Source organism: Virgibacillus chiguensis (assembly GCF_900129865.1).
Lineage (GTDB): Bacteria > Bacillota > Bacilli > Bacillales > Amphibacillaceae > Virgibacillus > Virgibacillus chiguensis.
Genome location: NZ_FQXD01000044.1, coordinates 1 through 1,158, shown reverse-complemented (window position 1 = coordinate 1,158; position 1,158 = coordinate 1). Strand labels below are relative to the sequence as shown.

Sequence of the window (1,158 nt, the reverse complement as noted above, 5' to 3'; positions counted from 1 at the left end):
AAACAGAGAGGATATTATGTTCACTATGTGAGCATATGTCCTCTTTTTATATTGCATAACATTTCCAACTCCAGCATAATAAGTGTATACATAATTGTGGGGGAGATTGAAATGAGAAAAGCATTATCTTTATTGTTAATAGGCATGTTAGCCATTACTTTAGTTGCTTGTTCAAATAGTGAGACCAAAGAAGCTAAGACAGAAAAGGAAGAACCTAAACAAGAGGTAGAAGAGAAAGAAGAGCCTGAAGAAAACGAACCAACTCAAGAGGAACTGGATGAGGAACTAAAGAAAGAAGCTGTACCGATCGACTGGGCGAAAGCAGTTTCTGATGAAATCCCTAAAGGCACCAAGGTTTATGGTGAGGGTGAAGTAGATAAGTATTCTTCTAATGAAAGTGACGTAATGCAAGATTTTGGTTTATCGATTAAGTATGGTGAGGACGAATGGGGAGTATTCGAGGTTCGTACTTTCACCACATTACCTAATGTAGAGGAAGTCCAAGAAGGAGATATTGCGAAGGTTTACGGAACTTATGCCGGTAAACATGAAGTTACTGGATTGCCATTAATTTCAGCGACGATAGTAGAAAAGAAATAATATTTTTGTTATTAAAGACATCTCATCGAGGTGTCTTTTTATTATGCAGAAAAGGAGATGTTTAACTATGAAAATAAGTGATAAGACATGCTTTATTAGAAAAAGGATATTAGATAAAAACATAAAAGGTTGCAAGAAGATTAATCCTGAACAAATGGAGACTATCGTGCAACTGGCGGAAGAATACGAAGAAGCAAAAGGAACTCGTGATCAAATAGATTATTTAAGATACGGTCTTGATCTTGCTAGTGGAAGAGATAGAACAAGCTTGCTTGTAATCGAATTAGAAAGCGAAACAGATGTACCAAAAGTAATTTACAAAGGTAAAGAGATTAAACTCAAACGTAATGTATTCTTCGATTGGGAAACAGACGGAGCATATCCAACTGAGGGTGGATTAACTTATGCAATCGAACACTTTGAAAGACACGCATCTTTACCAACGATTAACAGAATTGAACGTAAGGTGAAAGGTCATGCCTACGATTGAATACAAGACAGACAAACAAAAGAAATCCTTTTACAACTCTAGCGCTTGGCGTAAGTTAAGACAACAAG

General features: G+C 36.4%; 2 protein-coding genes. Both read left to right on the top strand.

Annotated elements, in window-relative coordinates:
* The first annotated feature begins 111 nt into the window (after positions 1-111).
* Positions 112-600 (top strand): hypothetical protein, encoded by a 489-nt coding sequence (locus BUB45_RS19300; RefSeq protein WP_073013526.1) that lies wholly within the window; start codon positions 112-114, stop codon positions 598-600.
* Between the two features lie 67 nt (positions 601-667).
* Positions 668-1,090 (top strand): hypothetical protein, encoded by a 423-nt coding sequence (locus BUB45_RS19295; protein WP_073013525.1) that lies wholly within the window; start codon positions 668-670, stop codon positions 1,088-1,090.
* Positions 1,091-1,158: the final 68 nt, after the last annotated feature.